The sequence below is a fragment of the Pseudomonas sp. R3-41 genome, from assembly GCF_054161485.1.
The window spans coordinates 3793804-3819281 of record NZ_CP096421.1 but is presented as its reverse complement, the minus strand read 5'-3'; the positions used below and the strand labels follow the sequence as shown (position 1 = coordinate 3819281).

Genomic DNA, 25478 nt, shown 5'->3' with positions numbered 1-25478 from the left:
GCCATGGATTGGAGTAAAGCAGTTGTTCAAAAAGTCCGCATGTTACCTGAGCCTTTTATTGCTCACGGCGCCATTGGTCGCCAAAGCCGAGGACGGCGACCCGGCTCTGGTGCAGACCACGCTGGCGCAACTGGCGGTCGCGTGCCCGAACGTCGCGGTGGGCGTCGATTTTCCGACGCAGCTTGACTTACAGGCGTTCTACCAGCAAAACGCAGGCCAGGAAGTCTGGGCGGACGACGAACGACGGGGAGCGTTGCAGGTCCAGTTGCAGCAGTTGGCCGACGACGGCCTGGATCCGGCTCGTTATAGCCTGCCGGTCGGGGACGCGGTCCAAGGCCTTCATTGCGCCGACATCGCCATCAGCCAGCGCTACCTGCGAGCTTTGCATGACCTGCGTTTCGGCTACTTGCCCCAAGACCGACTGGAGCCGGTATGGAAAGCCAACCCACCGCCACAGGATCACCCGGCCGTGGTGCTGGCCATCGCCGGGCTGGGCCTGCAAAACCTCGCCGACGCCTTTGAACAGTCGCGGCCGAACCTGGACCTTTACCGCAACCTGCGCGGTCTCTATGCCCGGCTACGGCAACAGCCGCTGGGCGAATGGCAAGCGGTGCCAGGCGGGCCGTTGCTGCAACCGGACAAACAGGACGCCCGTGTCCCCGCCCTGGCCCAGCGCCTGTTCAACGAGGGGTACTTGAGTACGCCGCCGCAGGTCAGCGACGAGCATTACAGCCCCATGTTGGTGGAGGCGATGAAGAGCTTCCAGGCCCGGCATTCGCTACAGGCCGATGGCGTGGTCGGGCCGTGGACCGTCACCGAGCTGAACATCAGCCCGGCCATGCGCCGAGAGCAGTTGCGCATCAATCTGGAGCGCATGCGTTGGCTGGCCCAGGATGTGGAAACCGACAGCGTCCTGGTCAACGTGGCCGCGGCGCAGTTGACGGTTTACCAGGGCGGCGCGCCGGTCTGGCAAACCCGCACCCAGGTGGGCCGGGCGCAACGGCAGACGCCGTTGCTCAAATCCCATGTCACTCGACTGACGCTCAACCCGACCTGGACCATTCCGCCGACCATCATGCGCGAGGACAAACTGCCCGAGATCCGCCGTGATCCGGAGTTTCTCACTCGCCACAACCTACGGATCCTCGACAGTGAAGGCCTGCCGTTGCTGGCGGAGGACATCGACTGGGAGCACCCGGGCAACCTGATGCTTCGCCAGGACCCGGGCCCGAAGAACCCGTTGGGCAAAATGGCGATCCGCTTCCCCAATCCGTTCTCGGTGTACCTGCATGACACGCCGAGCCAGTCGCTGTTCAGCAAAGGTCCGCGGGCCTTCAGCTCAGGTTGCGTGCGGATCGAGCAAGTGATGCACCTGCGCGACCTGCTGGTCAGCCCGGCTGAACGGGCCCGCACCGACACCTTGCTGGCCAGTGAATCGACCCACGAGTTCAGGCTGGCCCGGCCCATGCCGATCCTGCTGGGTTACTGGACAGCACAAGCTGACAGCCAGGGCCAGGCGGTGTACATCCCGGATATCTACGGGCGTGACGCAACGCTGTCCGCCGCCCATGGTCGTGCGCTGTGAACGCTTGGTTCTGAGCTCAGGCGCATGCAATAGCGGGCGCCTGTGTGGTTTCATCAAGCGTTGCGAACAACCGCTGGCCGATAACGCCGGCGGCTCGCAAAAGCGCTTGCGGATCGGCCGTTTCCGAGTCGAGCAAACGCTGGGAACTCACCACCTGGGCGCCGCAATAACCGAAAATGCCATGATCGATCTGCGTGGTCATCGCCTGATCGTAGCCGTGACGTTGAAAGCTGTCGGCATCGGCACCGCCGACTCCCACCAAGTGAACCCGCAAGTGTTGCAGCTTCTGGATAAACGGTTTGTCGAGGCTGAAATCGAACGCCCAACCGTTGGAAAACACCCGGTCGATCCAGCCCTTGAGCAATGCTGGCATGGACCACCAATAAATCGGATAGACCAATACCAGCGCGTCGGCTCGGTCAATCCTGGCTTGTTCGGCCAGCACATCCGCGGGCGGCAGGGCCTCGCGGTGGTGTACCGCATGGTCGGCGAAACTGAAGCGCGGATCGAAACCTTCAGCGGCCAGGTCGGCAATCTCAAACGTATCTAAAGGGTTGGCCAGGGTAATGCCCTCGGCGATTTTCCGGGCCAGGCTGTGGGTGAGGGAGCGTAGATCGTGGTGAGCCACAACGATGAGTGCATGCATGGCGAAACTCCTTCTGGTCACGAGGTCTTGAAGACAGGTATGCTTAAGTTACGCTTAGTAAGTTACGGTTGGTAAAGTTAGCATGTCAAGCATTGACGAATATTCGCCGCCTTCACCACGTCGTCGTTTGTCCCGGCAGGACCGGCAGCGCCAATTGCTGGAGGTTGCCTGGCGGCTGGTGCGGGAGGAGGGCAGTGATGCTCTTACGTTGGCGCGGCTGGCGGACCAGGCCGGGGTGACCAAGCCCATCGTCTATGACCACTTCATCACCCGATCCGGGCTGTTGGCGGCGCTGTACCAGGATTTCGATGCCCGCCAGACCGCGCTGATGGACGCTGCCCTGGAGGCCAGCGACGCCACCTTGCAAAGCCGGGCGGCGGTGATCGCTTCGTCCTACGTCGAGTGCGTGCTGCTGCAAGGTCGGGAGATTCCCGGGGTGATCGCGGCGCTGACCAGTTCGCCGGAGCTTGCGCGCATCAAGCGCGAATACGAGGGAATTTTCCTCGACAAGTGCCGCGCGGTGCTGGAGCCGTTTGCGGGTACCCAAGGCGTCGGCCAGGCTGGTTTGCGAGCGATGCTGGGGGCGGCGGAGGCGTTGTCCAATGCGGCCGCCACCGGGGAAATCAGCGCTGACGAGGCAAAGCAAGAGCTGTTTGCCAGCATTGTTGCGATGGTGGGCAGGACCGTCGACACCTCTCCAAGCTGAGCCCACGCTATCGCGCGCAAGCTTTGCTCCCACTGTCGTTTTGTGTTGCCTGAGAATATCTGCGCCAAAGCCCCAGTGCCCCTGTGAGAGCAAAGCTTGCTCGCGGCCAGGGGTTGTTGATTGAGTACATATCCATTGCTGCGGTAACGGATATGCACACAATCCAACAGCGCAGCCCGAATCAATAAACCTGCGAACGCAACAACTGTTCAATCGTATCAATCAGCTCATCATAGGAAACCGGTTTGCCAATGTGCTGATCAAACCCCGACTGCCGGGACTTCTGCATGTCCACCGACGCCCCATACCCCGTCAACGCAATGGCCGGAATGTGTTTGACATGGGGCAACTTGCGCAATGCCTGCATCAGCTCATGCCCGTTCATCACCGGCATGCCCAAGTCAGAAATCACCACATCGAAACGGGCGTCACGGGCGCTTTGCAAGGCCTCTTGCGGCAGGGCGAAGGCGAGGACCTGGGCGTCTTCCATCTCCAACAGCAGTTTGAGGGTATCCAGCACTTCGGGAGAGTCATCCACCAGTAAAACGGTCAGGCCGCTCAGACGACCGGATTGCTCACTGCTGGGCGCTTGCTTGGCTTGTGGCTCCTCCGCCTTGCTCAAGGGCAGGCGAATGGTAAACGTGCAGCCCTTGCCCAACCCATCGGACTTGACTTCCACGCTGCCGCCATGGGCCTCGGTCAACTGCCGCACCAGGGACAGGCCGATGCCCAACCCTTCGCGTTGATGGGTCGCGTGCTGGGTCTCGGCCTGGCCGAACAGGTCGAATACTTCGTTCAAATGCTCGGCCTCGATGCCCACGCCGGAGTCCTTGACGTCCAGTCGCGCCATGCTGCCGTCCTGGCTGGCGATCAACTGCACGCGGCCACCGTTGGGGGTGAACTTCAGGGCATTGTTCACCAGGTTCCAAATGACCTGCTCCAACCGGGTCGGGTCGGCGTTGACGATCAGCTCGCTGGGCCCCTCGGGCAGTTCCAGGGTCACCTTGTTCGGGTGATTGTCATTGATCACCACCGTGTAGATGTCCTGGAGCACTCGGCCCAGGTCCACGGCCTGGCGCTTGAGCTTGAGCTTGCCGGTGCGCACCCGCGCCACGTCGAGCAAATCGTCGATGATTCGCGCCTGGCTGGTTACCGCGTCGCAGATCGTGTTGACGGCCTTGGCCGCCGCGCTGACGGTCTTGGTCACCGGCAAGCGTCGTAGCAATTCGGCGTTGAGCTGGATGAGGTTCAGCGGATGCTTGAGTTCGTGGGACATGACCGCGAAGAACTCGTCCTTCAGGTGGCTGGTGTTCTGGGTTTCCATCAGCCGTTGGGTCTGTTCCTCGTGCAGGCGCTTGTGCCCGGTCAGGTCGCGGGCGATTTTCACGTAGCCCTGCTGGTGGTCGCCTTGTAGCAAGGTGACCTCGCCACTGCAGAAGAAGCGGCTGCCGTCCTTGCGCAGGTGCCAGCGCTCGTCCTCGCTGCGCCCGTTGGTCCGGGCCAGCCTCAATTCGTTTTCCGGCACGCCGTCGGCGCGGTCCTGGGGCGAGAAGATGAAGTCGTAATAGGCGCCCTCGGCTTCGGCCTTGGAATGGCCGAAGATCAATTCGGCCCCGGTGTTCCAGCGAGTGATCACGCCATGTTCATCCAGCAGGATGATGGCGTAGTCCCGGGTGCTTTCGGCCACCAGTCGCATGCGTTCTTCTCCCAGGCGCAGTTCTTCCTCGGCCGCCCGGCGCTTGCTGATGTCGATAAAGGTCAACACCGTGCCGTCGATGTGGTCCTCGCTGGAACGGTACGGCAGCAGCCGGGCGATGTACCAGCGGCCGTCGTTGCTGCTGACTTCCCGTTCGATCATGTTCAAGGATTCGAAGACCTGGGTGGCGTCGGCAGCCATGTCGGCGTAGTCCAGGCGATGGGTGATGTCCAGCAGCGAACGGCCGGTGTCCACCGGCAGCATGCTGAAGATTTCCGTGGCCCTTGGCGTGAACCACTTGATGCGCACGCTGCGGTCGACGAACACCGTGGCGATGTCGGTGGAGGCGATCAGGTTGGTGAGGTAATCGTTGATCTTGTCGGTTTCTTCGACCTTGGTCTTGAGCTCGTAATTGACCGTCAGCAATTCTTCGTTGATCGACTGAAGCTCTTCCTTGCTGGTCTCCAACTCTTCAGTGGCCGAGCGCAACTCTTCGTTGATCGCCTGCATCTCTTCATTGGAGGCCTTGAGTTCCTCGCTGGAGACTTCGGCCTGTTCGATGGTGTCCTGCAGGTGCAGTTTGGTGCGTTGCAGTTCCCGCTCAAGGTTGGAGAGGACCTGGTTCTCGGTCTGGTTGGTGCTGGATTCAAGCTGTTCGGCCGCGTCGACTTCCACCTCATCGAACACCACCAAGACAAAGTCACCGTCGGACTGGTCGTCGCGATAGGGCTGGGCCAGCAGATCCACCAGGAACCGTCGGCCATCCCGCTCAAGGTTGACCTGACGCGACTTGACCGCCTGGCCACTTTGGTTGACCTGGAACAGCGTGGTGCGGATCTCCAGGCGCAACTGCGGATTGATCAGCGTCAGCAGGTTGCGCGACATCTCGCCGCCGACATGGCGCAGGAAGCGTCCGGCGCTTTCGGACATGTGCAGGATGTCGGCGTTGGCGTCGACGATCATGCTCGGCGGCGCGGAGCGCTCGATGGCGCGCAAGTGGATGTCGGCAAACGACACCTTGCGTATCGGGGCGGCCAGGGGCGCAGCCGGGGAGGACGTCGCGCGCACGTAACCGCCGCGAGGCATGGTCGGTGTGCGGCGGCTGCTGGCGGTGCCGTACTTGCTGCGGAAGATCCGGTTGCGCTTGTCTACCGGCGTAAACAGTTCATGGCAGGCATCGGCCGATTCCGACGAGCCGAGGAACAGATAGCCCCCCGGTCGCAGGGCGAAGTGGAACATTTGCAGGATTTCGCGCTGGACTTCGCGGTCGAGGTAGATCAACAGGTTGCGGCAGACGATCAGGTCGATCTGCGAGAACGGCGGATCCGACAGCAGGTTGTGCTTGGCGAACAGCACCCGCTCGCGGATCTCCTTGCGCACGCGGTAGTTGTGGCCATCCTTAAGGAAGTATTGACGCAGCCGGGTCGGGGGCACGTCGGTGATGATCGCCTCTGGGTACGCGCCGTTACGGCCCGCAGTAATGGCACGTTCATCGATGTCGGTGGCAAACACTTGCAGCTTGGCGGGACTGGCGTCGTGCACCAGTTGATCGCTGACCAGCATCGCCAGCGTGTAGGCCTCTTCACCGGTGGAACAGCCCGCCGACCACACGCGTACTTCCTCTGGAGGCACGCTGCCGGGTTCGACCGGTTTGAGCAGGCTGGGCAGCACGTCCCGTTCCAGGGCTTCGAATGCTTCACGGTCACGAAAGAAGTTGGTCACGCCGATCAGCAGGTCGCCGAGCAAGGACTTGGTCTCATCCGGATGATTCTGCAGGTAGCTGTAGTAGGACGGTAAATCCGCCTGGGCAGTGACCTGCATCCGCCGTTCGATACGTCGCAGCACGGTGGCGCGTTTGTAGTGTTTGAAATCATGGCCGGTACCGGCGCGCAGTTGCACCAGGATGTCATGCAGTGACTGCTCGGCCGCGGCGGCCTCGCGCTCGGAGGTCGGCGGCTGGGTGTTGATTTCCGGATCATTGGCGGTAGGCAGGCGGATTGCCTGGGCGTTGCTCCACAGCTCCAGCAATTTCTGCGGCATTTCCGCTACTGGCAGCACCAGATCGACCATTTGGGTATCAATGGCCGCCTGGGGCATGCCATCGAATTCGGCGTCCGTGGGAGATTGCGCGATGGTCACGCCACCTTGCTCCTTGATCCTCGACAGGCCCACGGCGCCGTCGGAGCCGGTGCCCGACAGCACCAGGCAAAATGCCCGGTCCTTGTGTACATCCGCCAGGTCGCGGAAAAACAGGTCGATGGCCACGTGCCCGCCCTGGCGTGGTTCGGCCGGGGTGACATGCAGATAGCCGTCATTCATGTGCAGGCTTTGGGCGGGGGAAATCACGTAGACGTGGTTCTTGCGGATCCGCACCGTTTCGGTGACCTGCAGCACCGGCATCTTGGTCGTTTCCTGGATGATCTTGCCGGCCAGGCTCTGATGGTCCGGCGCCAGGTGCAGAACGATGACGAACGCCATGCCGTTGTCCTTGGGCATGTGCTCGAAAAACTGCTTGATGGCCTGCAAGCCGCCCGCCGAAGCGCCGATTCCCACCACCGGGAAGTTCAGGTCACTGGGGCTCAGCTCTCGTCGCTGTGGCACGTTGGGAGAGCGTTTGCTGGATGATGGCATAAATTCTTGGCCTTAAAGGGCGGGGCAATCCAGTCCCGCCACATCAAATTCAGGGGGCAAAAACTCGCAGGATAGTCCGGTTGCACGAAGATTGCGAAGACCGGGCGCTGCAAAGCCACCGTCACCGGCATTGTGCGCCCCGAAAACGCCCTCAGCCCACCGGCACACGCAGATATTCCGGCTGCAGGTAGTTGAACCAGAGCAGGATCATTTCCACCAGGATCGTCACCAGGACCAGCAAACCGACGCCCCAGACACTTGCCGAATACAACAGGCCCTGTTCTTTCTTGAGGCCCATGAACTTGGGTAATCCGACGAACAGCAGGAAGGTCGAGTAGGCCGACGCCAGCAACAACACCGCCACGGCCAGCCAGCGGCTCGGATACAACCCGAAAATCCCGGCCAGGAAGTAGGGCGTGGCTGTGTAGGCGGCGAAACCGATGCATTGGTTGACCGTCGGACGCACCTCGAAGGTGCGGGACATCCAGCGGATGAACACCCCCATCAGCGTGACGCCGACCACGATGGTCAGGTACAGCAGCGCACACAGCTGGAACGCGCTGGCACTGCTGAGTCGTACCGTTTCGTTTTCGGCCAGGCTCCAACCGGTCCAGGTGGTGCCGATGAACAGGCACACCGCCGGGATCAGCGCGAGCAACAGCAAGTGCGCCAGGTAGTGGCGGGGATGCGCCTGTTCCTGCTCGCGGATGTCGGCCCAGGCAAATTCAGGTTGCGTGAACAGTTTGACGAAAGGTGCAGACATGACGACCTCCTGATCAGGACGGCCTCTGCATGAGGCCCATGTAGGTTTGAGGTACGGCTACAGACAGGGGTTTCATTTATTTCCAGGATCTGGCTGACGGTGCGATAAAGGGAATGAATCAAAACGGCAGGGGTCAACCCAACAGCATCCCTGAAGGACCGTTTGCCATGACTGTTGCCCAAACCCTGGTTGATTATCTGCGCGAACATGACCTGCGCCTGACCACGGCCGAATCCTGCACCGCCGGGCAGATTGTCACGCTGCTGGCCGAGGTGCCCGGCAGTGGTTCACTGATCGAAAGTGGCTATGTGGTGTATTCCCCTGAAGCCAAGCAGCGCTTGCTCGGCGTGAGTCCACGCACCATCGAGACGTTCAATCTCACCAGTCGCGAAGTCGCCGAGGAGATGGCGCTTGGTGCCTTGCGCGATGCCAATGCCAACGTAGCCGTGGCGACCACCGGCCTGCTCGGGCCAGAGGATAAGGACGGTATTCCCGCCGGCACCGTCTGTTTTGCCTGGGCGTTCGAGGTGAACGGGCAGCGCGCCTTGTTCAGTCGCCGCGAGCGGTTCTTCGGCAACCGCAGCCAAGTGCAATTGTGGGCCGCCGAATACGTGTTGCAGCAATTGCCCACTTTTCATCAACGCGCCGTGGCGGGTGAGCGCCGATAGGGGCCGATCATGACCGATCAAGACGAGCAGGACGATCACCGCAGCCGCCAATTCCCGGTGCGCGAAGACATGGTCTTCCAGCACAAGGTCTGGCGTTTTGAGCGAGTGGGCTGGTACGTATTGGTGCTGCTGGTGATCCTGACCTTGCTGGGCCTGTTTTCCCGGGGCCCGTTGAGCGACCGGGAGTTGTACAGCAGCGACGGTAGCCTGGGCGTTGAATACCAGGCGTTCCACCGCAACGGCTCCGCGAATGCCATGACCATCCGGCTCAAGGGGCAACCCAACGCTGTGCTGGAAGTGGAGTTGGGCGGCGATTGGCTGGAAGGTTTCGAGGTACAAGCGCTGCAACCGCCACCGATGCGTTCGGCGGGCGCGGGGCAGGGCATGACGCTCTGGATCCAAGCGGACAAGCAAGGGCAGGCCAGCCTGTATCTGTCATTGCTTGGCGAAGGGTTCGGGACCTATCACAGCCGCATCGCCACCCCTGGCGGCGCCACGGTAAGTTTCAAACAGTTCATATTTCCTTAGGTGACCTATGGATTCGGTACTGCGAGCTGCCGCGTTGTATGCGGCATTGATGGTGTTGTTCAAGATCGCCGGACGGCGTTCCCTGGCCGAGATCACCACGTTCGACTTCGTGTTGTTGATGATCATCGGCGAGGCCACTCAACAGGCGCTGTTGGGCGATGACTTCTCGATGACTAACGCGCTGATGGTGATCGTGACGCTGATTGCCATCGATGTCGGCTTTTCACTGCTCAAGTTGCGCTCGCAGTGGGTTTCGCGGCTGATCGATGGCGGCCCGACCATCATCGTCGAGGACGGGCGCATCCTTCGTGGCCGGATGCGCCATGCGCGGTTGATCGAGGCGGACATCATGGAGGCCGCGCGCTCCAGCCAAGGCATCGAGACCCTGGAGCAAATCAAGTTTGCGATTATCGAGCGTAACGGGAAGATTTCGGTGATCGCCAAGGAGCCGTCCTGAGCACTGTCGCTAGACACTTTTTGTGGCACGGGGGCTGTTGTGGCGAGGGAGCTTGCTCCCGCTGGGTCGCGAAGCGACCCCCAACGACCAGACAACTCGGTGTTGGTGAGAATTGTGGGGGGCTGCTGCGCAGCCCAGCGGGAGCAAGCTCCCTCGCCACAGGTAAAACACAGGTAAAACATTGCGCTTTGCTTAAAGCATCGGCTTGCCCCCGGTAATCCCATAACGGGCCCCGGTGATGTAGCTGGCTTCGTCGGAGGCCAGCAGCACATAGATCGGCGCTACCTCAACCGGTTGGCCAGGACGCCCGAGGGGTGTCTGCGAGCCGAAATTCTGCACTTCTTCCTCGGGCATGGTCGCCACGATCAGCGGCGTCCAGATCGGTCCCGGCGCCACGCTGTTCACCCGGATGCCCTTGGGCCCGAGCATTTGCGCCAGGCCGCCGGTGAAGTTGGCGATGGCGCCCTTGGTGGTGGCATAGGCCAGCAGCGTCGGCTTGGGCATGTCGGAGTTGACCGAGGTGGTGTTGATGATCGAACCACCGGGCTTCATGTGCGGCACGGCGGCCTGGCAGATCCTGAACATCGCCGTGATATTGATATCGAAGGTGCGCACCCATTCCTCGTCGGGAATCTCCTCGAGGGTTTCGTGAGTCATCTGGAACGCGGCGTTGTTGACCAGAATGTCGATATGCCCGAAGCGGGCGACAGTTTCATCGACGATCTTGCGGCACAGGCCTTTGTCCGCCAGGTCACCGGGCAGCAACAGGCACTGGCGTCCGGCTTGTTCGACCCAGCGCGCGGTTTCCTTGGCGTCTTCGTGCTCGTCCAGGTAGGCAATCGCCACGTCCGCGCCTTCACGGGCGAAGGCTATGGCGACGGCGCGACCGATGCCGCTGTCGGCGCCGGTGATCAGGGCGATCTTGTTCGCCAGGCGTCCGGAGCCGGTGTAGCTCTGTTCACCGCAGTCCGGGTACGGATCCATTTTGCGCTGGGTGCCGGGCACCGGCTGGCTTTGTTTCGGGAAGGGCGGGAAAGGGTAGTCGGCCATTGTCGTTCTCCAGTTGGGTTGCGATGGAGGGTGGACTTTGGGGGTTCGGGCGGAGTTCGGTCGGATTGTCCGGTCAGTCGATGAGCGTGACGAGGGCTGTTTCGTCGGTGAATAGGCGGCATCGGGCGAACATTGGAGGTTGCGGTATTCTCCAACCCACGTACGGATTTGAAAGAGGAGCAGGGCCATGTTCAGCCACATCCAGATCGGCGCCCGCGACCTGCCGAAAATGGTCGCTTTTTATGACGCAGTCCTCGGCTGCCTGGGACTGGAGCGCATGGCGAGCGAAAACGACTCGGGCCCGCCGGGGGAAGGCTGGCGCCAGCCGGGCAAGCACTGGCCCCAGGTGTTTGTCCAACTGCCGTTCAACGGCTTGCCCGCGACCTGGGGCAATGGCATGCAAGTGAGCTTCGCCGCCGACTCCCCGCAAACCGTCCGCGCTGCCTGGGAACAGGCAATGGCCATGGGCGGTACCGACGAAGGCCCACCCGGCCCGCGACCGCAATATTGCGAAGGCTATTTCGGTGCATATTGCCGCGATCCGGAGGGGAACAAGCTGTGTTTTGTTTATGCGCCGGATATGCAGGAATAGAGCACCGATACAACGCGGCGCAGAAGCCCCTGTGGCGAGGGAGCTTGCTCCCGCTGGGCTGCGCAGCAGCCCCCTCAATTCTCACCAACACCGAGTTGTGTGGTCGTTGGGGGCCGCTTCGCAGCCCAGCGGGAGCAAGCTCCCTCGCCACATGGGATCTGCGTCGCCGGTTGGATCAACCCCTGGCTTTCAGGCTGCGCTCCATCCGCGCAATCCCTTCCTCCAGCAGCGCCCGCGGGCAGCCGAAGTTCAGGCGCACGAACTGCCCGGCATCGTCACCAAAATCCAGCCCGGCACTGAGCCCGACCTTGGCTTCCTTCAAGAAGAATCCTTGCGGGTCATCCAGCTCCAAGCCTGAACAATCCAGCCAGGCCAGGTAAGTGCCCTGGGGCACGGTCAGGGTGATGCCCGGCAGGCGAGTGTTCACCGCCTCGACCAGGTAATCACGGTTGGCTTGCAGGTAGGCTTTCAGGGCTTCCAGCCACGGGCCGGCCTCGCTGTAGGCCGCGCGGGTCGCTTCCAGGCCCAGGGCATTGACGCTGTCGACCATGCCTGCCCGGGCGCTGTTGACCCGTTCGCGCAGCTTGGCGTTCTGGATGATCGCGAACGAGGTTTTCAGCCCCGCGATGTTGTAGGCCTTGCTGGCGGACATCAGGGTGATGGTGCGCTCGGCAATCTCGGGGCTGAGGGACGCAGTCGGTATGTGCACGCGACCGTCGAAGCACAGTTCGGCATGGATCTCGTCGGAGATGATCCAGGCGTCCTGCGCCAGGCAAATGTCGGCCACGGCCTGGAGTTCTTCACGCTCGAACACTTTGCCCAGCGGGTTGTGGGGATTGCTCAGCAACAAGGCGCCGCCGCCCTGCAACGCTTCGCGCAACGCGGCCAACGGCGTATGGAACTCACCGTTGACCGGGGTGAACGGCAATTCCACTTTGTTCAACTGCCAGTGACCAGGGGCGTGGCGCAGCGGCGGGTAGTTGGGCACCTGCACCACGACGTTCTGCCGGGGTTCCACCAAGGCATGCAGCGCCATGTTGAAACCTGGCTCGACGCCGGGCAGGAACACGATCTGCTGAGGCTCGACGCGCCAGGCGTACTTGCTCCACAGGTCAGCCGTGATGGCTGCACGCAGATCGTCCTGGGCGACGCTGTAGCCGAGCATCGGATGTTCGAGGCGCTTGTGCAGTGCGTCAATGACCATCGGCGGGGCGGCGAAATCCATGTCGGCCACCCACATCGGCAACACATCCGCCGGGTAGCGGCTCCATTTGGTACTGCCGGTGCCGTGGCGCTCCAATACGGTGTCGAAATCGAAAGTCATGGGGGTTCCATCAGTCAGTCATGAGATGGCGGACATCATAAAGCAAAGGCCGCTGAGAAAAGCTTGGTGGCGCAGTGCCACTAATTGATGATAATCAGTTAAAGTTCCCTCTCGAAACGCCGCTAAGCCATTTACGGCATTTGGTAACGGACCTCCAAGTCTTTGAAAAGGACGACCCCCATGACATTGCCCGTGCGCTTTAACGACCACCACCGTAAAGCCGACCGCATCATGCTGGGGCTGCTTTGGCTGGCGCTGCTGTATTCCCTGGGCCTGGCCTTCCTGCACTCGACGTTCACCCGGGCGTTGCTGGTGGGGGCGACCACCTGCGTGGCGAGCACCGGGCTTTATCGCGTCCTGGCGGGCACGCGGGCCATGCGCTGCGTCATTGCGGTGGCGTTGATGGTCATGGCGGCGCTGCATATCAACCAGACCCACGGCGTGACCGAGTTCCACTTCGGGATCTTCGTGCTGCTGGCCGTGTTGACGTTCTACCGTGACTGGCTGCCGATTGTCGTGGCCGCCGCCACCATCGCGGTTCATCACCTCAGTTTTCACTGGCTTCAACACCAGGGTTATCCGGTGTTCGTCATGGAGACTCACGGCGGCTGGTCGATGATCTTCCTCCACGCGTTCTACGTGGTGGTGGAAAGCGTGATCCTGATTTACCTGGCGAACCAGAGCCTGGCCGACGCCACGGAAAACCAGGAGGTGCTCGACAAGGTATTGGCAGCGGCCGCTCAGTTGAGCCATGACACCGACAGGCAGCGCGGTGAGGGCGTCAAGGTTTCTTCGAGCGAGCGTTTCGATCATTTCCTCCAACAGGTCACCCAACTGGTGGACGGTGTGGTGCGCGACACCCGCAACCTCTCGGACCTGGGCCAGGACTTGTCCCAGGTTGGCCAGACCCTGGAAACCGGCGCCCGCCACCAACTCGACGAAGTGGCGCAGATGAGCGGTGCGATCGGCCACCTGGTCCAAGCCATGGAGAACATCGCCGGCCACGTCGACCAGACCTTGCTGCGTGCCGGCCAGGCCAATGAGCAGGTCAACCGCGGACGCAGCACGGTTGACCAGACCCGGGAAGAGATCGTCGAGCTGGCAGGGCGCATCAACCTGACCAACGACACCGTGCAGGTGCTGGCCGAGCAGGCCCAGCAAATCGGCCAGGTACTGGATGTGATCAATGGTATTGCCGAGCAGACCAACCTGCTGGCCCTCAACGCGGCCATCGAAGCCGCCCGTGCCGGTGATCAGGGCCGCGGGTTCGCGGTCGTGGCCGACGAGGTCCGCACCCTTTCAAAAAAGACCTCGACGTCCACCACCGAGATCCAGCAGATCATCGCCAAGCTGCAACAAGGCAGCCGCCAGGCCGCCGCCGCGATGCAAGGTAGCCGCGACGGGGTAGAACGCTGCGTGTCCGCCAGCCAAATGGCTTCGCAACTGTTGCATGCCGTGGTCGAAGACATTGCCGTGATCAACCATTTCAACGACCTGATTGCCAGCACCACCCAGGAGCAATCCCAGGCGTCGATCGGCATCAGCCAGCGTCTGCAAAGCGTGCAGGCCGTGGCTGAGCGCAACGCTGACAACATCGGCGTCCTGACCCGCAGCAGCCAATGCTTGCCACCGTTGGCGGAGCGATTGGCGGTGTTGGGGCAGGCGTTTCATGGGAAGCCCGGGGCGGCCTGAGCGCAGGACTTACCGCCTACATACCGGTAGAAAACGCCGGAGGCTGTTCAAGGGCCCGCCTGATCTCGCGACATGCAACGTCGTACTGGCTGAGCAGGCGCAACGCCCAATCAGCACGTTCGCGAATGCGCTTGTCGTCTTCGTTGGCCGGCGCCTGGTCATTGAACATCGATTCCACGTTTCGAATGATCAGGTGTTCAGGCAAATAAAGGAGCCGGCAATTCTTGTAACTCGACGCACGCAACTCGGCGATCGGGTACGCGCCGCCCAGGCCCGCCGAGACACCCACCAACAGCGCGGGTTTGTGCCCGAGCTCGCTGATCCCCGCGTACAGGAAGAAGTTCTTCAGCGCTGGGCAGGCCATGCCGTTCCATTCCGGACTGATCACGATCAGCGCCGTCGCTTTGGCAAGGATCGCTTGTTGAGCGGGCCACAGCTGGTCGCGGTCTTGTTCCGGCCAAAGCGGCAGTCGGCTGGTGGCCAAGTCAATCAAGTCGCTGGCCTCCCACAGGTTTAGATCTGTCAGTCGCTGTCGCAGATGATTTGCCACTTTGAGCGACTGGCTGCCCGCCCGATTGGAGCCCGACAGCACGACGATACGGCGGCTCACGGCGTCACCTCCGGTTGGACGCGGGTCTTGGGCGCGGTACGGCGAGCGCGTACGACGGGCCAGAACAATTCTTCTTGCCAACTGATCGGCGACAGATGCTCGATGCCGTAGGCGGGCGGACGTCGGCGCGTGATCTTTGCGGTCCCAAACAAGACGTCCCATAGAAACAGCAAGTTGCCGAAGTTGCCTTTGTAGTGGGTGACACCGTCCTCGGCCGTCAAGCCATGGTGGGCCGAGTGGGTGGCCGGGGTCGAAATCGTCCGCTCCAGGATCCAGACCAGGGGCCGCAACACGCGAACGCCATACAATTTGTCATCCCAGGCCACGCTGCTGTGCGCGGCGAAAATGACGGTCATCTTGATGATTAGATAGACGTAGTAGACCGGCGCAAGGCCCAGGTAGATCAGCATGCCGGACAGCCAGATACCGGGCATGAGCAGGTAGTAGAAGCTGTTGTTGCGGTAAACGATCCGGACACTCATGTAGGGCGCGGAATGATGGGCACGATGCAGTGCGTAGAGGGCGGGCACCCGGTGAGTCAGGCGATGCCACCAGTATTGCGTCATGTCGTCCAGCAGCAGGAACAACACGAAACCCGCGGCCCAAGGGATTGCCACCAGCGCATCCTTCATCTGCGGGGCAGCCAGGCCGAGCAGCTTGCCGCTCAGCCACATGACGGCAGGGAAGGTGATTGCAACCAGGATCCCGGAGCCGATGATTTCAATCAGTACGTCACGTCTGCCGGCGGATGACTGGCGCAAGGCCGAGCAAGCAAGTTCCAGCAAAATGAAGGCGAGAAATATCCCGGCCACGACAGCGGAAGGATTATTGGCGAGCATTGTTGTATTCATGGCACTCTCGATTAAGGCCCCAGCGGGCAATGCCATTTCATTAGAAGCCAGCGAGTCAGCCCTCCCAATGCGCGAAACGGACAGAATCGAGCGAGAAGCGGTCAATCGCTCACCCCAACGCTTTCACCGGGGCAAATTGGGCCAGGTGCTGGAGCGGTTCCTGGACAGTCATGCGGGCGGGAAGCACAAGGACTACAACCTAATCGAACTGGATCAGCTCTGGCGCGAGGCTGCGCGGGTCGATCCGGCGATCGGCTTGAACTTGTTCGGGTTATTCACGCCGCAGGACTGGCACGTCCTGGCCTACCTTTGCCTGTACAGTCCTGACGTCCTCTCGGCCATGCAGCTCTGGGCGCGGTACGCACCGCTGGCCGCTGACACCGACACGGTGCGTTTGGTCAATGATGAGAACGGCCTGGGGGTCGAGCTGAATGTCGACGCGCCGGGTGATCTGGCGCGGTATGTGGTCGAGCACTACGGCGTGATGGCCATTACGCAACTACGACAAGGAACGGGGAGGGACGTACAACCGGTTCTCGCCCAATTCGCCCATTCGCGACCCTCGTACTACCTCCAGTACAGCCACTGGTTCGGCGACCGTGTCGAGTTCGATTGCCCGGTCAACCGTTTCTACTTCGATGCCCCCAGCACACGTCTGCCGATGCAAACGCGTCATCACGGACTGCTGGAGCTGCTGACTCAGGAACTCGACCGTCGGTTGGCCACGCATCGCCACTTCACCGGTTGGTCGGCCCGGCTCGCCGAGGGCGTTCGACAATCGCTGGCCAAAGGCGAGACGCCGACGCTGGTGGATCTGGCGCACGCGCTGCACCAGACGCCGAGGACGCTGCGCCGGCGCCTTGAAGAACAAGGCACGACCTTCAGGCAATTGCTCGACCAGGTGCGCGCCGAACTGGAGCAACTCCTGGAAATGCAAGGCGAACCTATAGCGCAGATCGCCGCCCAACTGGGCTACAGCGATACGACCGCCTATCTGCATGCACGAAACCGGTGGCGTGCGGTGAAATAAGCCACTCCGCGCATTGCAGGCGTGTGCACATCGTGGCGAGGGAGCTTGCTCCCGCTGGGCTGTGCAGCGGCCCATTTTTGTGAGCTCCGAATGTATCTCAGCGTATCCTGGCTCACGATCGATACGGACGCTTGCATTCCAGCCCGTCGCTGACACATTCGCGATACCTGGCCAACGTCAAATGGGACCCATCGAGACGGCCCAAGCCGTCTCACTGGCTTACCCACGTCGTTCGCAAGGAGCTTCACATGGATATAAACAATTCCCCCGTACCCCGGCATCGCCGTCTGCTTGCACCCACGCTCCTGGCGTTGGCAATGATGCAGATGGGCGCCTTGGCATTGACCTCTTCCCCGGCCAGCGCGGCCGATCTGCCGGCGAGCACTGTCGGCGCGATCACCCCCGGCAGCCACACCTCGTTCGGCCCGCTCAAGCACGTCAAGGCCGGCCTGCTCGACGTTTCCTATGCCGAAGTGGGTCCCGCCGACGGGCCGGTGGTGATCCTGTTGCACGGTTGGCCCTATGACATCCACAGCTACGCCGATGTGGCGCCGGCGCTGGCAGAGAAGGGCTATCGCGTGCTGATCCCGTATGCCCGCGGTTATGGCGATACACGTTTCCTGTCTGCCAAGACCCTGCGCAACGGCCAGCCTTCGGCGTTGGCAAGCGATCTCATCGATTTCATGGACGCGCTGAACATCAAGCAGGCCGTGCTCGGCGGTTACGACTGGGGAGCACGCACCGCCGACATCGTCGCGGCCCTTTGGCCAGAGCGGGTGAAGGCGCTGGTGGCGGTGAGTGGCTACCTGATCGGCAGCCAGGAGGCCGGCAAGGCGCCGCTGCCGCCGGCTGCTGAGTTGCAGTGGTGGTACCAGTTCTACTTTGCGACCGAGCGTGGCCGTCTCGGTTATGAGAAGAACACCCACGACTTCGCCAAGCTGATCTGGAAGCTGGCGTCGCCGAAGTGGAATTTCGATGACGCGACGTTTGATCGAAGCGCCGCCGCCTTGCAGAACCCCGACCATGTCGCCGTTTCAATCTTCAACTATCGCTGGCGCCTGGGGCTGGTCAAGGGCGAAGCCAAATACGACAGGCTGGAGAAGAAACTGGCGACGTTCCCGTCGATCAGCGTGCCAACCATCACCCTGGAAGGCGACGCCAATGGCGCTCCCCATCCGCCCGCCGAAGCCTACGCCAAGCGCTTCTCCGGGAAATATGAGCATCGCCTGATCGATGGCGGCATCGGTCACAACCTGCCGCAAGAGGCGCCGCAGGCGTTCGCCCAGGCTGTGATCGATGCCGATCATCTTCGATGATGCTGCGTTCCTCATATCTATTGTGAAAGGTTGCCTGAAACAACGAGTTTTCCTCCCAAAGGCTGATACCGGAAATCACCTTGGATCAGGCAAACATGCCGGCGGATCCGGCAAGCGGATGGACGTTTCGCTCCACATACTCTCGCGGCCCTGAGGCCCTGCCACGCATGTATCCGAATGGTGGGGCCTTCTGTAGGCGTTCAAAAACATGTGTGCGAGTGCTTGATATGGAAAACAACGCGATCCGCTTTGCCTGCAACGGCTGCGGGGTTTGCTGCAAGGGTCGGCTGATTCCACTGACACTGGGAGAGGCAAGGCAGTGGCTACAACGCGGGCATGAGGTGGCGGTCGTACTGGAGGCATTCGATGAGTCGACCTGGCCCTCGGAACCGCGACAATTCGCCCACAGCGCCCAAAGGGCGGTGGAAGTCAACAGTGGCGATGCCCGAATTCGAGTTGTTGCGGTACTGGCAGGCAATGCGCTGACGCAGTGCCGCAATCTCGGCGACGATGGTCGTTGTGGGATCTATGAAGAGCGGCCGCTGGTTTGTCGGATCTACCCGATGGAAATCAATCCACTCATTGCCTTGCGTCCAGCCGACAAGATCTGTCCCCCCGAAGTCTGGGAGGCGGGCGAGGTCTTGTTCACCGACCGCGTCGTCGATCCGCTACTGGCCGATCAGATCGAACGTTCCCGCCAGGCGGACCGGGACGATGCCCAGGCCAAGATTGCGCTGTGTGAAGCCATGGGCCTGAGCGTCGCCGCTTGGAAGGGCAACGCGCTGGCGGTGTACTTGCCAGACCGAGTGCAGTTGGCTGAAGCGATCATGCGCTACGACCGCGCCCCCGTGGCACCGGCACGCGTGGACTGGAAAGTGCGGGTCGAGACGCCGGCCTTGGCCCAACGACTGTCGCAAGTAGGTGTCGCGTTGGACGATCAACCGTCCACCGGCTACATCTTCCAGACTCTTTAGGCAACCGACGGAGCCATCACTTTGTGCACTCCCAGCTTCTGAAATATCTTGTTATAACTGCCTCTGAGGGAGTGACGCCCGCCACAGCTCGTTGAATCGTGCAAGAAATAGCGCCAATCAGGCAAACGATCCGAACCGCCGACCCAGCATACTGCGTCCATATTGGCCCACGACTCGCGGCGATGCCGAACATTGTTCGCCATCGCCGCGAGTCGTGGGCCCGAGTTTCCAAGGAGTGAAGTGTGCACACCGATTTTAAAAGCGACCAGAGCGTCAGCGATATCAGTCGCCTGGTCGGTTCAGTCAGCCGGCATGTGCCCAGCGATGGCGACCAGATAACGGCTATTGCCGGTTTGACCCTGCATCGGCGCAAAGCGATCACCGCGCCGATGCATTGCCTCTACGGCCTGGGCATCGGCGTGACCTTGCAAGGCCGCAAACAAGCCATGATCGGGGACGAGATACTGACCTACGCGCCCGGTCAGTCCATGGTGACCTGCGTGGATCTGCCGGTCATTTCCCATGTTTCCCAAGCCAGCGTCGCCAAGCCATTCCTGGGCATGATGCTCAGATTCGACAGCACGATGGTGATGCAGGTGGCCGAGCGCATGCAGCTGTCACAACGCATGCGCGACGACGCGTTTCGACCGATAACCGTACAAGCGCTGGATGCTGGCGTACTGGACGCCCTGCGACGCTTGATAGCGCTATTGGAGGAGCCGTCCCTGCTTGAGACGGTGGCGCCGCTGATCAAGGAAGAGATCGTCGCTCGCCTGTTGAGTGGTGCCCACGCGCCGCAGTTGCTGCATGTGATTGCTGCCGGTTCACCCAGCCAGCACATTGCCAAGACCGTCGCCTGGCTGAAACTGAATTTTCGCCAGGCGTTGCGCATGGACGATCTGGCGGCACAAGCCCACATGAGTCCTTCCACATTTCGCCAGCATTTTCGCACTGTAACCGGCATGAGCCCGTTGCAATACCAGAAGCAACTGCGGCTACAAGCCGCTCGGCAGTTGATGTTGAGCCAGAACGTCGACGCGAGTAGTGCAGGGGGCTTGGTTGGCTATGAAAGTGCCTCGCAGTTCAGCCGTGAATACAGCCGTCTCTTTGGGGCGCCGCCGCAGCGGGATATCAAACGGATTCGCTTGTGATCGCGAGGCTGCCTGGCATTGCGACCAGACAGCCTCGCCCCATCACACTAACTTGAACGGCAACTCACGCAACGGTTTACCCGTCAGGCTCGCCACGGCGTTGGCAAAAGCGGGGGCCAACGCTGGCAGGCCGGGTTCGCCCATTCCCGTGGGCGGCTCGGCGCTGGGCACGATGTGGACGGCGAATTCCGGCATGTCGGTAATGCGCGGCACGCTGAAGTCGGCAAAATTGCTCTGCTGCACCACGCCGTCCTTCAGGGTGACGGCGCCACCGGGCAGGCACATCGACAAGCCCATCAGCGCCGCGCCCTGGACCTGGGCCTCGACGCTGCGTGGGTTGACGACCAGGTTGCAGTGCACGCCGGCGGTCACGTTGTGCAGCACGGGGCGGCCATCCTGCACCGAGGCTTCGACCACATATGCCACCACCGAACTGAACGACTCGTGGACCGCCACGCCCCAGGCACGGCCCGCCGCTAGCTGGCGCTTGCCGTACTCGCTCTTGTCCACGGCCAACTGCAGCGCTTCGCGATGGCGTGGGCTCTGGTCGCCAAACAACTTCATCCGGTACGCCACCGGATCCTGTTTGGTGGTGCGGGCGATCTCGTCGATCAACGTCTCCATCACAAACGCCGTATGGGTGGAGCCTACGCTGCGCCACCACAATACGGGCACGTTGAGCTTGGGATGATGAACTGTCAGGCGCATGGGCAGCGGATAGGGATTGCGCATGCCCTCGGTGGCGGTCGGGTCGATGCCATTTTTTACCCGCCCGCCAAACACGGTGCCGGTGATGATCGATTGGCCCACCAAGGCGTGGTCCCAGGCGAGGACCTTGCCGCTGTCGTCAAAACCGATACGCGCACGGTGCAGATGCATAGGGCGGTAGTAGCCGCCCTTGATGTCGTCTTCCCGGCTCCAAAGGGTGCGGATAGGGGCGTTGACTCCCGCAGTGCGGGCGGCCTTGGCGACTTCGCAGGCCATTACCACGAAATCGTTGGTGGGCACGCCGCGCCGGCCAAAACCACCGCCAGCGGTCTGTACGTTGACCTGGATCTGCTCGGGCTTGAGGTTCAGTACCTTGGCGGCCGCGGCACCGTCGCCGCCGGGGAACTGCGTGCCGACCCACAGTTGAGCGCTGTCCTGGGCGAGCTGCACCGTGCAGTTCAGAGGCTCCATCGGGGCGTGGGCGAGGTAGGGAAACACGAACTCGGCGTCCAGTTGATGCGGCGCGCTGGCCAGCGGCGTCATATCGGCGTCGAAGTGCAACGGGCCGGGCTGGCTGGCCAGCTCGCGGTATTGAGCCAGTTGTTTTTCGCTGTCGACTTTTTCCACGGTAGAAGTGTTCCATTCCACCTTCAGTGCATCCCGGGCCAACTTCGCCTGCCAGTAACCGTCGGCGACCACGGCGACACCTTCGGCGCCGCCGTCCAGCGGCACGCGCAACACGGCTTTGACGCCTTTCGTGGCCCGCGCGGCGCTGTCATCCAGGGACGCAATCCTGGCGCCGAACACCGGTGGTCGAGCGACGACCGCTGTGAGCTGCCCCGGCAGGTGCATGTCGATGCCGAAATCCTGCTGGCCGCTGCTCTTGGCCTTGGCATCGATGCGGGTGGTGGCCTGGCCGATGATGCGGAAATCCTTGGGGTCCTTGAGGGTGATCCGCTCGGGCACCGGCATTGTCATCGCCGCTTCTGCCAGTTCGCCGTAGCTCGCCTTGCGACCCTCGGGCCCGAGTACCATGCCGGCCTGTGTACGCAGGCTCGCCACGTCCACACTCCAGCGGGCGGCGGCCGCACTCAGCAGCATGGCGCGCGCGCGGGCGCCGAGCTCACGGTACTGGGTGTAGCTGTTCTTGATCGTGTTGGAGCCACCGGTGAGGTGAATGCCGAAGGCCGGGTCCATGTAGGCGGCGTCGTTGCTGCCGTTGCGACTGCGCACCAGGCTCCAGTCGGCATCCAGTTCCTCGGCGAGAATCATCGGCAGTGCGGTTTGTACGCCCTGGCCGAACTCCAAGCGGTTGATGGTCACCGTGACTTCGCCATTGGGCGCGATCTGGACGAATGCGGAGGGTTGCTGGGTCGGCTTGAGCGGCGCTGCGGCGGCGCCATTGGCCTCCTGCGCCAAGGCCAGGTGCGGGAACGCACCCAAGGCCAGGCCGCCGATGCCGACGATCTTGAGAAAACTGCGCCGGGGCAGGGCTGCTGGGCCGTCAGCCTCGTCGCGCTCAAGCATCTGTTGCAAGGCGCGGGGGAGCTCGTTCGGGAATATCTCGTTCAACATGGTCGGCTCCGATCAGGCAAGGGTCTTGGCGGCATCAGCCACCGCGGCGCGGATTCGGGCGTAGGTGCCACAGCGACAGATATTGCCGGCCATGGCCGAGTCGATCTCGGCCACCGTGGGCTGCTTGCCCTTGGGCTGGGCCTTGAGGAATGCGGTCGCGCTCATGATCTGGCCGCTCTGGCAGTAGCCGCATTGCGCCACGTCGTGCTTGACCCACGCCTCGTGCACCGCATTGCCGACCGGGTCGCTGCCGTTGGTGGCCGCTTCGATGGTGGTGATTTTCTTGCCTTCGGCGGCGGCGATGGGCGTCACGCAGGAACGAATGGCCTGGCCGTCCAGGTGCACGGTGCAGGCACCACACAACGCCGCGCCGCAGCCGAACTTGGTGCCGGTCATGCCCAGCGTATCGCGCAGGGTCCAGAGAATCGGGGTGCCAGGGTCTACGTCGACCGTGTATTCACGGCCGTTTATGTTTAGGGCGCTCATAGGGGGACCAGCTCCAGATGGTTTGGCTCTGGTTAACTATAGGAAGGAATGGTTGGGGTGGGTTGCACGATCCGGGCTGATTCTTGCCTGATCTTGCAAACCAAACCGGGATATCAGTCCCCAAGCGTAATAGATCCGTGTTGCTAGATGCTCTGCGCAAAGCCATGGCGTTCTGCGGACCACACCACGGCCAACGTCAGCAGCAGGAGAACGACCAAGACCGGCGCAAACGCAACGACCCCCAGGTGATCGAGCAGCAGACCACCGACGATCCCGCCACCGGCAATGGCCAGGTTCCAGGCCGTGACCAGCATGGACTGGGCGAGATCCGCCGCGTCCCCAGCCGTCTTGGCGATGGCTGTCTGAAACAGCGTCCCAGCCCCTCCGAAAGCGATTCCCCAAGCCGCCACCGCGATATAAACCGCCGCAGGCGTGTCGCTCATCACGCCAAGTGTCAATGCCGCAAGGGCGAACAGCACCGTGCCGGCCAGCGTCAACGCCCGCAGGTGGCGATCGATCAGCACGCCGACGACCCAGATCCCCAGCAACGACGCGACACCGAAGACCAGCAGGACCAGATCTATCCGCTCGCCCAGGCCCGCCGCCGTCAAAAACGGCGCGATATAGGTAAAGAGAATGTTGTGCGCCAGGACAAACGCCAGCACCACGAACAACACCGAGCGAACGCCCGGGAGAGTGAAAACCTGACCCAAGGCAAGGCGCTTATGGGTGGCTTGCCCTGGGAAGTCAGGCACCTTGAGTCGGACCCAGACCATCAAGGCGACGGCGAACAGGCTCATGATGGCGAAGCTCATCCGCCAACCGATCAGGTTGCCGAGCAACGTACCGGCGGGTACGCCCAGGGATAACGCCAAGGGCGCGCCCACCATGGCGATCGCTATCGCCCGGCCTTTCTGGTGTTCGGGCACCATGCGGGCGGCATAGCCGGCCAACAAGGCCCAAAGCAACCCGGCCGATACGCCACCCAGCAAGCGCGCGACTATCGTCAAACCATAATGCGTGGAAAGCGTCGTGACGGTATTGGCCACGGCGAAACCGGCAATGGCGAGCAACAAAAGCGCTCTGCGCCGCATGCCTTGGGTCGCTGCCGTCAGCGGAATGGCCGCCAACAAGGAACCTATCGCGTAGACGGTGACCAACTGGCCGGCGAGGGATTCGAAGATCGCCAGCCCTTCGCTGATCTGTGAGAGAAGGCCGGCGGGCAAGGCTTCGGTGAGAATGGTCACGAACGCCGCCAGCGCCAGGGCAAATAGTGAACCGATGGGAAGCGGTGCGGTGTCTTGAACGACCTCGGCATCGATATGGGTATTGGCAATCGTCATGGGGCACCTGCCTGGAGCGCTGATAAGTGTCGACCACGGTAAGTGCGCGTCTTTTGCGAGACAAGAATGCTAGAGTGCAGAACACATCGGAAAAAATGTCCGCAATGGGGGCTGACTTGGAATCGCTGAGCGGGATTGATTTTTTTGTGCGCGCGGCCGAAACCCGCAGCTTTTCAGAAGCGGGCAGGGCGCTCGGCATTTCCTCTTCGGCGGTGGGCAAAAGCGTGGCCCGGCTCGAGGCGCGACTGGGAGTCCGCCTGTTTCATCGCAGCACGCGCAGTATCACGCTGACGGCGGAAGGGACGCTGTTCCTCGAGCGTTGCCGGCGTATTCTGTGCGAAGTCGAAGCGGCCGAGTTGGAGCTGTCGGAAACCCGCAAGGCGCCCCGGGGCAAACTGCGCGTGAGTTTGCCACTGGTTGCGGATCTGGTCATGCCGACGCTGATCGCCTTCATGCGCCGCTACCCCAGTATCGAACTGGACCTGGATTTCTCCGACAGGCTGGTGGACATCATCGAGGAAGGTTTCGATGCGGTCATTCGGACCGGAGAACCGAGCGACTCTCGGCTGATGTCGCGCCCGTTGGGTACGTTCACGCTGGTTGTGGTTGGGTCGCCCCGGTACTTCGCCGAACACGGCACACCGCAGGTGCCGGCGGATCTGCTGCGGCATGCCTGCCTGCTGTACAAATTCCCCAGCACTGGCCGGATGCAAGTCTGGCCGGTAAACGGCGAAGGGGAGCCGGATCTCAACCTGCCGGCCACCCTGGTTTGCAACACCACCGAAGCGTTGCTGCATGTCGTGCACGATGCGTTGGGGATCGCTTGCGTGCCGGACTTCACCGTGCGCAAGGCCATCGCCAGCGGTGAGCTGGTCACCGTCCTGGATGACTTCAACCGGTATCAGAACACCTTCCGCATGCTCTGGCCTTCCAGCAAACATTTGGCGCCGAAACTGCGGGTGTTCATCGATTTCATGAGCAGTGAATTATTCAAATGACGCTTGGGCGCTTTTGTGGCGAGGGAGCTTGCTCCCGCTTGAGTGCGCAGCGCTCATCACTTTTTGGGGGCCGCTGCGCGCCCCAGCGGGAGCAAGCT

The 25478-nt window shown here is 62.0% G+C and carries 22 protein-coding genes; 12 read left to right on the top strand and 10 right to left on the bottom strand.

Going from position 1 to position 25478, the window contains the following annotated elements; all coding sequences use genetic code 11:
* Positions 1-22 precede the first annotated feature (22 nt).
* A complete protein-coding gene (locus tag M1D99_RS16785; RefSeq protein ID WP_458130464.1) occupies positions 23-1585 on the top strand; it encodes a L,D-transpeptidase family protein in 1563 nt (520 codons plus the stop codon).
* A gap of 16 nt (positions 1586-1601) precedes the next feature.
* On the opposite strand, the gene M1D99_RS16780 is transcribed toward M1D99_RS16785, so the two are convergent.
* On the bottom strand, positions 1602-2231 hold the full coding sequence (locus M1D99_RS16780; protein ID WP_458130463.1) for an NAD(P)H-dependent oxidoreductase: 630 nt from the start codon (positions 2229-2231) through the stop codon (positions 1602-1604).
* Positions 2232-2313: 82 nt separating this feature from the next.
* Here M1D99_RS16780 and M1D99_RS16775 point away from each other — a divergent pair, with 82 nt between their 5' ends.
* Positions 2314-2937: a TetR/AcrR family transcriptional regulator gene (locus tag M1D99_RS16775; protein ID WP_458130462.1), complete on the top strand. Its 624-nt coding sequence runs from the start codon at positions 2314-2316 to the stop codon at positions 2935-2937.
* 181 nt (positions 2938-3118) lie between these two features.
* Here M1D99_RS16775 and M1D99_RS16770 read toward each other — a convergent pair whose 3' ends face one another.
* Positions 3119-7264, bottom strand: coding sequence for a CheR family methyltransferase (locus M1D99_RS16770; RefSeq protein ID WP_458130461.1), 4146 nt, complete (start codon positions 7262-7264; stop codon positions 3119-3121).
* Positions 7265-7415: 151 nt separating this feature from the next.
* Positions 7416-8027, bottom strand: coding sequence for a Yip1 family protein (locus tag M1D99_RS16765; RefSeq protein WP_434570509.1), 612 nt, complete (start codon positions 8025-8027; stop codon positions 7416-7418).
* 167 nt (positions 8028-8194) lie between these two features.
* Here M1D99_RS16765 and M1D99_RS16760 point away from each other — a divergent pair, with 167 nt between their 5' ends.
* Genes M1D99_RS16760 through M1D99_RS16750 form a run of 3 tightly spaced genes read left to right on the top strand, consistent with a single transcriptional unit; the run spans position 8195 to position 9680 of the window.
* Positions 8195-8695 carry a CinA family protein gene (locus tag M1D99_RS16760; RefSeq protein ID WP_458130460.1) on the top strand — a complete coding sequence of 167 codons (501 nt, stop codon included), beginning with the start codon at positions 8195-8197 and terminating at the stop codon, positions 8693-8695.
* 9 nt (positions 8696-8704) lie between these two features.
* Entirely contained in the window at positions 8705-9223 is a 519-nt protein-coding gene (locus tag M1D99_RS16755) for a hypothetical protein (RefSeq protein WP_458130459.1), read from the top strand.
* Positions 9224-9230: 7 nt separating this feature from the next.
* Positions 9231-9680 carry a DUF421 domain-containing protein gene (locus tag M1D99_RS16750; RefSeq protein ID WP_186705687.1) on the top strand — a complete coding sequence of 150 codons (450 nt, stop codon included), beginning with the start codon at positions 9231-9233 and terminating at the stop codon, positions 9678-9680.
* Positions 9681-9872: 192 nt separating this feature from the next.
* On the opposite strand, the gene M1D99_RS16745 is transcribed toward M1D99_RS16750, so the two are convergent.
* Positions 9873-10730: an SDR family oxidoreductase gene (locus tag M1D99_RS16745; RefSeq protein WP_250965075.1), complete on the bottom strand. Its 858-nt coding sequence runs from the start codon at positions 10728-10730 to the stop codon at positions 9873-9875.
* A 187-nt stretch (positions 10731-10917) separates the two neighbouring features.
* On the opposite strand from M1D99_RS16745, the gene M1D99_RS16740 reads away from it, so the two are divergent.
* Positions 10918-11322, top strand: a complete 405-nt coding sequence (locus M1D99_RS16740) for a VOC family protein (RefSeq protein WP_434570500.1) — start codon at positions 10918-10920, stop codon at positions 11320-11322.
* A gap of 175 nt (positions 11323-11497) precedes the next feature.
* On the opposite strand, the gene M1D99_RS16735 is transcribed toward M1D99_RS16740, so the two are convergent.
* The gene (locus M1D99_RS16735) at positions 11498-12646 is read right to left on the bottom strand and encodes a MalY/PatB family protein (RefSeq protein ID WP_458130458.1); all 1149 of its coding nucleotides are present in this window, start codon (positions 12644-12646) and stop codon (positions 11498-11500) included.
* Positions 12647-12826: 180 nt separating this feature from the next.
* On the opposite strand from M1D99_RS16735, the gene M1D99_RS16730 reads away from it, so the two are divergent.
* A complete protein-coding gene (locus M1D99_RS16730) occupies positions 12827-14338 on the top strand; it encodes a methyl-accepting chemotaxis protein (RefSeq protein ID WP_434570496.1) in 1512 nt (503 codons plus the stop codon).
* A gap of 16 nt (positions 14339-14354) precedes the next feature.
* Here the strand turns inward: M1D99_RS16730 and M1D99_RS16725 are convergent, their stop codons facing one another.
* Both M1D99_RS16725 and M1D99_RS16720 read right to left on the bottom strand, forming a co-directional pair.
* The gene (locus M1D99_RS16725) at positions 14355-14948 is read right to left on the bottom strand and encodes an NADPH-dependent FMN reductase (RefSeq protein WP_411384701.1); all 594 of its coding nucleotides are present in this window, start codon (positions 14946-14948) and stop codon (positions 14355-14357) included.
* Positions 14945-15799: a sterol desaturase family protein gene (locus tag M1D99_RS16720; protein WP_434570494.1), complete on the bottom strand. Its 855-nt coding sequence runs from the start codon at positions 15797-15799 to the stop codon at positions 14945-14947. The genes M1D99_RS16725 and M1D99_RS16720 overlap by 4 nt, the downstream gene beginning before the upstream one ends.
* A gap of 67 nt (positions 15800-15866) precedes the next feature.
* On the opposite strand from M1D99_RS16720, the gene M1D99_RS16715 reads away from it, so the two are divergent.
* The 4 genes from M1D99_RS16715 to M1D99_RS16700 all read left to right on the top strand — a co-directional run bounded on the left by M1D99_RS16715 (position 15867) and on the right by M1D99_RS16700 (position 20270).
* Positions 15867-16829, top strand: a complete 963-nt coding sequence (locus M1D99_RS16715; protein ID WP_434570492.1) for an AraC family transcriptional regulator ligand-binding domain-containing protein — start codon at positions 15867-15869, stop codon at positions 16827-16829.
* Positions 16830-17077: 248 nt separating this feature from the next.
* On the top strand, positions 17078-18145 hold the full coding sequence (locus M1D99_RS16710; protein ID WP_434570490.1) for an alpha/beta fold hydrolase: 1068 nt from the start codon (positions 17078-17080) through the stop codon (positions 18143-18145).
* A 227-nt stretch (positions 18146-18372) separates the two neighbouring features.
* Positions 18373-19119, top strand: coding sequence for a YkgJ family cysteine cluster protein (locus tag M1D99_RS16705; RefSeq protein ID WP_434570489.1), 747 nt, complete (start codon positions 18373-18375; stop codon positions 19117-19119).
* 242 nt (positions 19120-19361) lie between these two features.
* On the top strand, positions 19362-20270 hold the full coding sequence (locus M1D99_RS16700; RefSeq protein ID WP_434570487.1) for an AraC family transcriptional regulator: 909 nt from the start codon (positions 19362-19364) through the stop codon (positions 20268-20270).
* Between the two features lie 42 nt (positions 20271-20312).
* On the opposite strand, the gene M1D99_RS16695 is transcribed toward M1D99_RS16700, so the two are convergent.
* The 3 genes from M1D99_RS16695 to M1D99_RS16685 all read right to left on the bottom strand — a co-directional run bounded on the left by M1D99_RS16695 (position 20313) and on the right by M1D99_RS16685 (position 24382).
* Complete coding sequence (locus M1D99_RS16695) at positions 20313-22553, bottom strand: xanthine dehydrogenase family protein molybdopterin-binding subunit (protein ID WP_434570485.1); 2241 nt, start codon at positions 22551-22553, stop codon at positions 20313-20315.
* 12 nt (positions 22554-22565) lie between these two features.
* Positions 22566-23039, bottom strand: coding sequence for a (2Fe-2S)-binding protein (locus M1D99_RS16690; protein ID WP_186730926.1), 474 nt, complete (start codon positions 23037-23039; stop codon positions 22566-22568).
* A 143-nt stretch (positions 23040-23182) separates the two neighbouring features.
* The gene (locus M1D99_RS16685; RefSeq protein WP_458130457.1) at positions 23183-24382 is read right to left on the bottom strand and encodes an MFS transporter; all 1200 of its coding nucleotides are present in this window, start codon (positions 24380-24382) and stop codon (positions 23183-23185) included.
* A 116-nt stretch (positions 24383-24498) separates the two neighbouring features.
* Here M1D99_RS16685 and M1D99_RS16680 point away from each other — a divergent pair, with 116 nt between their 5' ends.
* Positions 24499-25380 carry a LysR family transcriptional regulator gene (locus M1D99_RS16680; protein ID WP_434570481.1) on the top strand — a complete coding sequence of 294 codons (882 nt, stop codon included), beginning with the start codon at positions 24499-24501 and terminating at the stop codon, positions 25378-25380.
* Positions 25381-25478: the final 98 nt, after the last annotated feature.

Excerpts from the sequence above, each read along its gene's own strand:
- M1D99_RS16780 (WP_458130463.1), bottom strand. The coding sequence starts at position 2,231 with ATGCATGCACTCATCGTTGTGGCTCACCACGATCTACGCTCCCTCACC.
- M1D99_RS16775 (WP_458130462.1), top strand. The coding sequence starts at position 2,314 with ATGTCAAGCATTGACGAATATTCGCCGCCTTCACCACGTCGTCGTTTG.
- M1D99_RS16770 (WP_458130461.1), bottom strand. The coding sequence starts at position 7,264 with ATGCCATCATCCAGCAAACGCTCTCCCAACGTGCCACAGCGACGAGAG.
- M1D99_RS16765 (WP_434570509.1), bottom strand. The coding sequence starts at position 8,027 with ATGTCTGCACCTTTCGTCAAACTGTTCACGCAACCTGAATTTGCCTGG.
- M1D99_RS16760 (WP_458130460.1), top strand. The coding sequence starts at position 8,195 with ATGACTGTTGCCCAAACCCTGGTTGATTATCTGCGCGAACATGACCTG.
- M1D99_RS16755 (WP_458130459.1), top strand. The coding sequence starts at position 8,705 with ATGACCGATCAAGACGAGCAGGACGATCACCGCAGCCGCCAATTCCCG.
- M1D99_RS16750 (WP_186705687.1), top strand. The coding sequence starts at position 9,231 with ATGGATTCGGTACTGCGAGCTGCCGCGTTGTATGCGGCATTGATGGTG.
- M1D99_RS16745 (WP_250965075.1), bottom strand. The coding sequence starts at position 10,730 with ATGGCCGACTACCCTTTCCCGCCCTTCCCGAAACAAAGCCAGCCGGTG.
- M1D99_RS16740 (WP_434570500.1), top strand. The coding sequence starts at position 10,918 with ATGTTCAGCCACATCCAGATCGGCGCCCGCGACCTGCCGAAAATGGTC.
- M1D99_RS16735 (WP_458130458.1), bottom strand. The coding sequence starts at position 12,646 with ATGACTTTCGATTTCGACACCGTATTGGAGCGCCACGGCACCGGCAGT.
- M1D99_RS16730 (WP_434570496.1), top strand. The coding sequence starts at position 12,827 with ATGACATTGCCCGTGCGCTTTAACGACCACCACCGTAAAGCCGACCGC.
- M1D99_RS16720 (WP_434570494.1), bottom strand. The coding sequence starts at position 15,799 with ATGAATACAACAATGCTCGCCAATAATCCTTCCGCTGTCGTGGCCGGG.
- M1D99_RS16715 (WP_434570492.1), top strand. The coding sequence starts at position 15,867 with ATGCGCGAAACGGACAGAATCGAGCGAGAAGCGGTCAATCGCTCACCC.
- M1D99_RS16710 (WP_434570490.1), top strand. The coding sequence starts at position 17,078 with ATGGATATAAACAATTCCCCCGTACCCCGGCATCGCCGTCTGCTTGCA.
- M1D99_RS16705 (WP_434570489.1), top strand. The coding sequence starts at position 18,373 with ATGGAAAACAACGCGATCCGCTTTGCCTGCAACGGCTGCGGGGTTTGC.
- M1D99_RS16695 (WP_434570485.1), bottom strand. The coding sequence starts at position 22,553 with ATGTTGAACGAGATATTCCCGAACGAGCTCCCCCGCGCCTTGCAACAG.
- M1D99_RS16690 (WP_186730926.1), bottom strand. The coding sequence starts at position 23,039 with ATGAGCGCCCTAAACATAAACGGCCGTGAATACACGGTCGACGTAGAC.
- M1D99_RS16685 (WP_458130457.1), bottom strand. The coding sequence starts at position 24,382 with ATGACGATTGCCAATACCCATATCGATGCCGAGGTCGTTCAAGACACC.